Below are 7,403 nucleotides of genomic sequence, written 5' to 3'. Positions count from 1 at the left end.
ACGCGCGCAGCCGCCGTGAGCCGCGGCGGTGCCGAGGCATGGCCGCCCTCCCCGCGTGCGCGGAGCCGGACGGTCATCACGCCCTTCTCGCCGACGCCGACCATCGCCGCCGGCACCTTCAGGAACGGCAGCGGCGCATCGACGACGGCACCGCCCTCGTCGAGCACGAGCCAGGGGATGACGCCGCGCCGCTCGAGCAGCGCGGCTGCGGCGATCGCGGCGTCGCCGTACGATTCCTCGTTGCCGCCGAACGAGAGGTACACGTCGCGAGCCGGGACGAAGCCCTCCGCGAGCAGGTTCTCGACGGCCTCGAGCAGGACCAGCAGCGGGCCCTTGTCGTCGAGGCTGCCCCGACCCCACACCGACCCGTCGTGGATGCGCCCGTCGAAGGGTGGGAACGTCCATCCGTCGTCCGCGTCCGCCGGGACGACATCGAAGTGCGCCATCAGCACGACGGGGTCGCCGTCGCCCCGACCCCGCCATCGGTAGAGCAGCCCGAGGTCGGTCACGCGCTCGAACGAGAGGTGCTCGTGGACGAGCGGGTACAGCTCGGCCAGCAGGTCGCGGAAGCGATCGAAGTCGGCGAGGCCGCGCCGGTCGAGTTCGGCGGAGACCGTCTCGAGCCTGATCATGCGCGCGAGCCGCTCGGGGGCGCCGGGACGGACCGCGGGGGAGTGGGACATGCGTCCCACACTAGGCCGCCGACCGCGGCCGGCCGACCGATCACCCCCGCGCGGGGCACGGACGGATCGCGGCGCCCGGTGGGACAATGACTCCGATGAGTGGCGTCCCCACGGCAGCCATGATCGGACGCGAGCCCGAGATGCACGCGCTCCGGGCGGCGTACGTGCGCTCCCGCGATGGCGATCCATCCGTCGTCGTGATCGGCGGTGAGGCCGGCATCGGCAAGACGCGGCTGGTCGAGGAGTTCCTCCGCGTCGTCGGCGGCGACGCGCTGGTGGCGCGCGGGCAGTGCGTCGAGCTCGGTGACGACGGGGCGCCGTTCATCCCGATCCGCGCGGTGATGCGCTCGATCGTCGACCTCGCCGGAGCGGACGCCGTGCGCACCGCCGCCGGCACGGCGCTCGACACGCTCGCGCCGCTGCTCCCCTCGGAGATCGGCGGGGGCGCGCCGGAGGCGGACCTGCGCGTCGGGCGGCTGCACGACGAGTTCACCCGGATGGTCGAGCGCGTCTCGGACGTGGAACCCGTCGTGGTCGTCGTCGAGGACGTGCACTGGGCGGATGCACCGACCATGCAGTTGCTGCGGTACTTCGCGCGCATGCTCCACGACGGCAGGGTCATGCTCGTCATGACCGCACGAACCGCGGAACTGCCACGACGCCATCGACTCAGGGAGGACCTCGCCGAGCTCGAGCGGCTCCGCTCGGTCTCGGAGCTCGAGCTGCCGCGACTGTCCCGCGACGAGGTGTCGCGGATGGTCGCGACGTCGGCGGCCGCATCGGATGCCGAGGAGCTCTTCGAACGCAGCGGCGGCGTGCCGTTCTTCGTCGAGGAACTGCTCGGGGCGGGCACGGACGGTGCGCTCCCGCGACGGCTGAGCGACCTGCTCGCCGCGCGCTACGAGCGCGCCTCCGGCCCCACGCGCGCCGTCCTGCGACTCATGGCCGTCGGCGGCGCGCGCGCCGAGCACGACCTGCTCGAGGAGGTGTACGGCGGTGACCCGATCGACCTGGACGCCGCCATGCGCGAGGCCGTCGAGGTGGGTCTCGTCGTCGCCGACGACTCGGGCTACGCGTTCCGGCACGCGCTCGTGCGCGAGGTCGTCGAGGCCGAACTGCTTCCCGGCGAGCGGGCGCGTCATCACGCGACGTACGCCCGCGTACTGGAGGCGGGCGCTGCTCGTCCGGGCCTCTCCGTCGAGGTGTCGACGCACTGGCTGGCCGCGCGCCGCTTCCCGGAGGCGTTCGATGCGGCGGTCGCCGCGATGCAGGAGGCGTCGGCGAGCTACGCGCTCACGACGGCGGCCGCCATGGGGGAGCGGTGCCTCGACCTGTGGGAACTCGTCGACCGACCCGAGGACCGCGCGGGCGTCGACCGCGCCGGGATGGCGGGCCGGACCGCGCGGGCACATCGTCGCGCAGGGGACATGGAGCGCTCCGTCGCCCTGGCCGACCTCCGGATCTCGCTGGCGGATCCGGGAGATCCCGTCGAACGGGCGGACCTGATGTTCGAGAAGGCGCTCGGCATGGGCCTGATGGGGATGCCGGGCGCCGCCGACGTGCTCCTCGAGGCGCTCGGACTCGTGGCCGACCGCGAGGACGCCCGGGCCCTGGCCGTCCGGGCCCGCGTGCGCTCCGAGCTCGCCGCTCGACGGATGCTGGCCGGCGACCTCCGCGAGGCGATCGACCAGGGCATGCTCGCCGTCGCGGACGGACTCGCGGCCGGCGAGGACGGGCGGCGCGCCGCTTCGATCGCCGCCAACATCGCGGCGACGACCATGGCCGACCTCGACGACGTCGGGCCGGAGGAGGTCGCCCGCGCCCTCGAGCTCTTCGAGCGGGCGCGCGAGTACGCCGGAGAAGACTGGGATGCCCGGGTGCGCCTTGCGATCAACCGGTCGGACACGCTGATCAAGCTCGGTCGCTACCACGACGCGCTCGAGGTCGCACAGGAGGCGCTCGACGAGGCGCGTCGCCGCGGCGAGGAGGGGAACGTCGGAGCCATCCTCGCGACCAACGCGATCGAGCCGCTCATCGCGCTCGGCGACTGGGATCGCGCGCGGACCCTGGTCGACCGGGCCCTGCGCTACGAGACGCCGCTCGTGTTCCGCCTCGGCCTCGAGGACCTGAAGCTCGAGCCGATGATCTGGTCCGACGCCCTCGACGACGCCCGCGAGTTCGTGGCCCAGATCCGTGAGCGCCACGCGGAACTGGCCCGAATCGACCGCCAGATCGAGTTCGGCTGGGCTCGCGACCAGTGCGAGCTCCATCTCGCGCTCGATGAACCCGAGCAGGCCTGGGCGGCGGTCGAGCCGCTGCTGTGGGACGGCCGGACTGAGCGCCCCACCGACCGGATGCGGCTGCTGGCCTTCGCCGCCCGCGCGCACGCCGCCATGCGGCGTCGCGGACTGGAGCCTTCGAGGACGACGGCGGCGATCCGCTCGGCGATCGGCGAGTTCGAGGCGTGGGAGCCAGGCGAGGCGTGGCGTGAGCTCTGCGAGGCCGAGATCGCGGACGATCCCGCCGAGCGTGCGACGAGGTTCGGTCGGGCAGCCGAGTTGCTCGGTTCGGGACGGGGATGGCGCCACCTCGCCGGCTACGCGCTCGTGCAGCGAGCGGTGGCGGAGCTCGAGTCCGGCGACCGTGCGGCGGCCGAACTGAGCCTCGACGCCGCTCGTGCGGCTGCGGCGGAGGTCGGCGCGCACCTCGTCGAGCGGATGGCGCACGAGGTCGCCGCACGCGGTCGGCTCACCGGGGATCGCGCGGGCGGTGGCGACGAGTTGACCGCCCGCGAGCGACAGGTGCTCGAGCTCGTCGCTGACGGCCTCTCCAACCGGCAGATCGGCGAGCGGCTGTTCATCAGCACGAAGACCGTGTCGGTGCACGTGTCGGCGATCCTGCGGAAGCTCGGCGCCGCGAGTCGCACCGAGGCTGCGGCGATCGCGCGGTCGCAGGGCATCGCACGCGCATCGGAAGCAGGCTGAACGAGCGGGGCGATGGAGCTATCGCGGCTCGCTCGGCGTCGGGTGCCACGCCAGTCCGGTCCAGTCGCGGGTGCCGAGGTCCGGGACGATCCGCCGTGCGCCCGAGCCGTCCCGGTTCATGGTGACGAGGCTGTGGACGCCCGGCGTGGCGTGGTCGATGGCGGCGATGCGTGCGCCGTCGGGGGACCACGTGGCCGCGATGAAGTGGCCCGAGGCGATGGGCTCGGGGGCCGGCGCGGGCCCGACCGGGCCGGGATCGGTGTCGACCAGGTAGAGGCCCATCTTCAACGGACCGAGGTGCGGATTCACCATCGCTGCCCCCGTCACCTCGAACCACGGTCCGGCGACGACGAGGAGCTGACCGCCGCTCGGCGACCACGTGAGGTGCCTGATGAGGCCAAGTTCCGGGCCGAGCACAGCTCGGTTCACGCCCGTCACGAGATCGACGACGTGGACGGACGATGGCTGAGGTTCCGTGTAGACGTCGTCGGCCACGACGATCGCGATGCTGGACCCGTCGGGCGACCACGCGTGTGTCGGCGCTGACGGACCCTCCGCGGCCCCGAGCGCCGGATCGACCGCGATCACGCGCGGTTCCGTGAGACCGCCGACATCGCGGAGCTGGAGGCGACCCGGCGCGACGAACTCGAAGGCGGACCTGCCGTCCGGGGAGAGCCAGGCGGCGGAGACGAACCTGCAGCATCCCTGTGTCGATCCGGCTGCGGTCAGCCTGCCTCGGGCGTCGAGGACGTAGAGCTCCCCGGCGTCCTCGGAGGTGAGGGCGAGTCGGGTTCCGTCGGCCGACCAGCCGGACACCATCGCCTTGGGGTCCAGGTCATCGGGGAGCGCCACCCGTTCGATGTCCGTCGGATCGGCGGGGTCGACGGCGCGCAGCTCATGGTCTGCGGCCCAGACGATGCGACCGCGCATCGGCTCGAAGATCCCGAGTGTCGCCTCGCTGACTGGGCCGCCGAGTGCCGCGCCCTGATCGTCCGAGGGTCCGGGCCCACCGAGCGTCACCGTGAGGGCGATCGCCGTGGCGGCGACGGCCACGATCGCGACCGTGCCGATGACCTGTCGGCGGCGTCGTGCGCGATGCCTCGCCTCCTCGATCAGCACCTCGACCGGTGCGCGCGTCGAGGACTCGTCCACAATGGCGAGGGATCCCGGCGCGCGCAGTTCGGAGTCATTCGGCTCGGACGAAGTCGATGGCGGCGCTGGGAGCGGGGTCGTGGTGGTCATCAGGACACCTGTGCTTTGGTGCTAAAGTTACTAGCATCATTACTCCTGTCAAGCTCGATCGAGCCGCCGGGACCGATCTCTACGAGCAGGTCGCGGCGGAGATCCGTCGAGCGATCGCGGCGGGCGAGGCCGCGCCCGGCGACCGGCTGCCTCCGGCACGTGACCTGGCGGCGGTGATCGGGGTGAACACGAACACGGTGCTCCGCGCCCTCCGACTGCTGCGCGACGAAGGCCTGCTCGAGTTCCGCCGCGGGCGGGGCATCTCGGTCGCCGCGACGCCGGCTCGCGGCGTCGTCGTCGAGCAGGCGCGGGAACTGATCGATTCCGCCCGGCGGCACGGGTACCGCGTCGACGAAGTGACCGAGCTCATCGCCGAACTCTGGTGATCGTCCGCCAACGCGGGCGGCTCGAGGGCTGCCACCGCCACGGCTATCGCGGCGTGCTCGGAATCGGATGCCACGCGAGCCCGGTCCACCCCCTCGTGCCCGTGCTCGGGATGATCAGATCCGCGCCGGACCCGTCCTGGTTCATGATGACGATGCCGTGCCCGCCCGGTCCGGCCGGCGCGCCGTAGTCGATGGCCGCGATCTGCTCGCCGTCGGGTGCCCAGGTCGCCACGATGAAGTGGCCCGAGGCGATGGGCTCGGGCGACTGGACCGGACCGGATGCGTCGACCGCGGCATCGATGACGTAGAGGCTCGTCTCCTGCGGGCTGACCGGGGGGACGATCAGGTGCACCCCGTTCAGCTGTCGGTACGAGCCCGCGACGACGAGGAGTCGCGTCCCGTCCGGGGACCAGGTCATGTGCCTGATGAAGTCGATCTCGGGGATGCGCAGTTCTCGAGTGGTGCCCGTGACGAGGTCGAGGACGAAGATCGACGGCCGGGTCCACGTCACTTGGTCCTCGTACACGCGCAGCGCGATCCGGGTTCCGTCGGGCGACCACGCCTCCGCGATGACGGGCGGGCCGTCCTCGCGTCCGAACGCCGGATCGACATCGACCTGGCGCGGTTCCGTGAGCCCGCTGACGTCGCGGAGCTGCAGCCGACCCGGCGCGACGAACTCGGCGACGGTGGAGCCATCGGGCGCGAGCCAGGGATCGCTCACGAAGAGGCAGCATCCGGTCTCGCCGGCCAAGGCGACCGCGCCTCGGGCGTCGAGGACGTAGAGCTTCCCGGCGTCCTCTGAGGTGAGGGCGAGGCGGGTCCCGTCGGCCGACCAGCCGGACACCATCGCCTTGGGGTCCAGGTCGTCGGGGAGCGCCACCCGTTCGATGTCCGTCGGATCGGCGGGGTCGACGGCACGCAGCTCATGGCCTGCGGCCCAGACGATGCGACCGCGCATCGGCTCGAAGATCCCGAGTGTCGTCTCGCTGACTGGGCCGCCGAGTGCCGCGCCCTGATCGTCCGAGGGTCCGGGCCCACCGAGCGTCACCGTGAGGGCGATCGCCGCGGCGGCGACTGCCACGATCGCGACCGTGCCGATGACCTGCCGGCGGCGTCGCGCACGATGCCTCGCCTCCTCGATCAGCACCTCGACCGGTGCGCGAGTCGAGGACTCGTCGACGGCGGCGCGAGCCGTCGGCGCGCGCAGTTCGGAATCGTTCGGCTCGGACGAAGTCGATGGCGGCGCTGGGAGCGGGGTCGTGGTGGTCATCAGGACACCTAGGCTTTGGTGCTAATGTTACTAGCATCATTACCCGTGTCAAGCGCGATCGAGCCGACGATGCCTCCGCCTCGGTCAAGCGAAGACGGTTCTCACCCTCGCGGCGGGGATCGCCGGCGCGCCAGCCTCACAAGGCGGCTGCGGGCCTGACGAGCAGGGCGTCGACCGCTTCGTCACCGCGGATCGCGCGCAGGAGCCGCACGACCTCGTCGGCGACCGCCCCGGTGATGCCACGGCAGGGGATGCTGTACGGCCCGAGCGGCGCCAGGCCGCCGCCGCGGATGCGGATGACCTCCCACCCGACCTCGCGAAGCGCCTCGTCCTTCTCGACGTCGGAGCCCTCCTTCAACCCCCGGTGCGCGCGCCCCGAGCGCCCCGGATCGTCGTACTCGATCGCGACGCGCAGCTCGGCCACGAGGATGTCGGGCCAGACCTCCTGGCGGCCGTGGAACATCCGCGCGGTCCGCACCGCGTTGGCGCGATGGTGGAGCCGGATCCGCTCGCCGAGCAGCACCCTGAGCCGCTGCTCCGTCATCGACGTGCCGACCCGGAGGCCGTGCTTCATGAAGGGCATGCCCGCCTCGCGAGCCGCACCGGGCGCGGCGGCGTTCGCACGGCACTTCGCGCAGCCGGTGCCGGTCAGCACCTCCATCACGCTCGCGCGATAGCGGTCGTGGCCGCGGGCGCAGTTCCAGTCGTACTCGGCGCCGATCCGCGTCTCGGCGGCCAGGCGACGTCGCTGCGCGGGAGCCACCCGGCCGAGGAGCTCGCCGCGGCTGCGCTGCGTCTCGTGCACGAGCATGCAGACCGGGCAGGCGCGCCGCAGCGC

At 72.6% G+C, this 7,403-nt stretch carries 5 protein-coding genes and 1 pseudogene; 2 read left to right on the top strand and 4 right to left on the bottom strand.

The features are described from left to right. The coding region (locus tag ESO86_RS08100) for a M20/M25/M40 family metallo-hydrolase (protein ID WP_129234444.1) at positions 1 to 683 on the bottom strand (683 nt) is incomplete at its 3' end. A gap of 95 nt (positions 684 to 778) precedes the next feature. On the opposite strand from ESO86_RS08100, the gene ESO86_RS20065 reads away from it, so the two are divergent. Then, a complete protein-coding gene (locus ESO86_RS20065; RefSeq protein ID WP_165307503.1) occupies positions 779 to 3,667 on the top strand; it encodes a helix-turn-helix transcriptional regulator in 2,889 nt (962 codons plus the stop codon). A gap of 18 nt (positions 3,668 to 3,685) precedes the next feature. Here ESO86_RS20065 and ESO86_RS08090 read toward each other — a convergent pair whose 3' ends face one another. Next, positions 3,686 to 4,819, bottom strand: a complete 1,134-nt coding sequence (locus tag ESO86_RS08090; RefSeq protein ID WP_165307500.1) for a TolB-like translocation protein — start codon at positions 4,817 to 4,819, stop codon at positions 3,686 to 3,688. Positions 4,820 to 4,875: 56 nt separating this feature from the next. On the opposite strand from ESO86_RS08090, the gene ESO86_RS08085 reads away from it, so the two are divergent. Beyond that, positions 4,876 to 5,295, top strand: a complete 420-nt coding sequence (locus ESO86_RS08085) for a GntR family transcriptional regulator (protein WP_129234441.1) — start codon at positions 4,876 to 4,878, stop codon at positions 5,293 to 5,295. Between the two features lie 43 nt (positions 5,296 to 5,338). Here the strand turns inward: ESO86_RS08085 and ESO86_RS08080 are convergent, their stop codons facing one another. Continuing rightward, positions 5,339 to 6,565 carry a TolB-like translocation protein gene (locus tag ESO86_RS08080; RefSeq protein WP_129234440.1) on the bottom strand — a complete coding sequence of 409 codons (1,227 nt, stop codon included), beginning with the start codon at positions 6,563 to 6,565 and terminating at the stop codon, positions 5,339 to 5,341. A 136-nt stretch (positions 6,566 to 6,701) separates the two neighbouring features. Beyond that, a pseudogene (locus ESO86_RS18730) lies at positions 6,702 to 7,403 on the bottom strand (hypothetical protein); the annotation flags it as partial.

Source organism: Agromyces binzhouensis (assembly GCF_004135055.1).
GTDB lineage: Bacteria > Actinomycetota > Actinomycetes > Actinomycetales > Microbacteriaceae > Agromyces > Agromyces binzhouensis.
Note: the sequence above shows the minus strand (reverse complement) of the source record. Positions and strands in the feature narration are given on the sequence as shown.

Excerpts from the sequence above, each read along its gene's own strand:
- ESO86_RS08085 (WP_129234441.1), top strand. The coding sequence starts at position 4,876 with ATGGCGGCGCTGGGAGCGGGGTCGTGGTGGTCATCAGGACACCTGTGC.
- ESO86_RS20065 (WP_165307503.1), top strand. The coding sequence starts at position 779 with ATGAGTGGCGTCCCCACGGCAGCCATGATCGGACGCGAGCCCGAGATG.
- ESO86_RS08080 (WP_129234440.1), bottom strand. The coding sequence starts at position 6,565 with ATGACCACCACGACCCCGCTCCCAGCGCCGCCATCGACTTCGTCCGAG.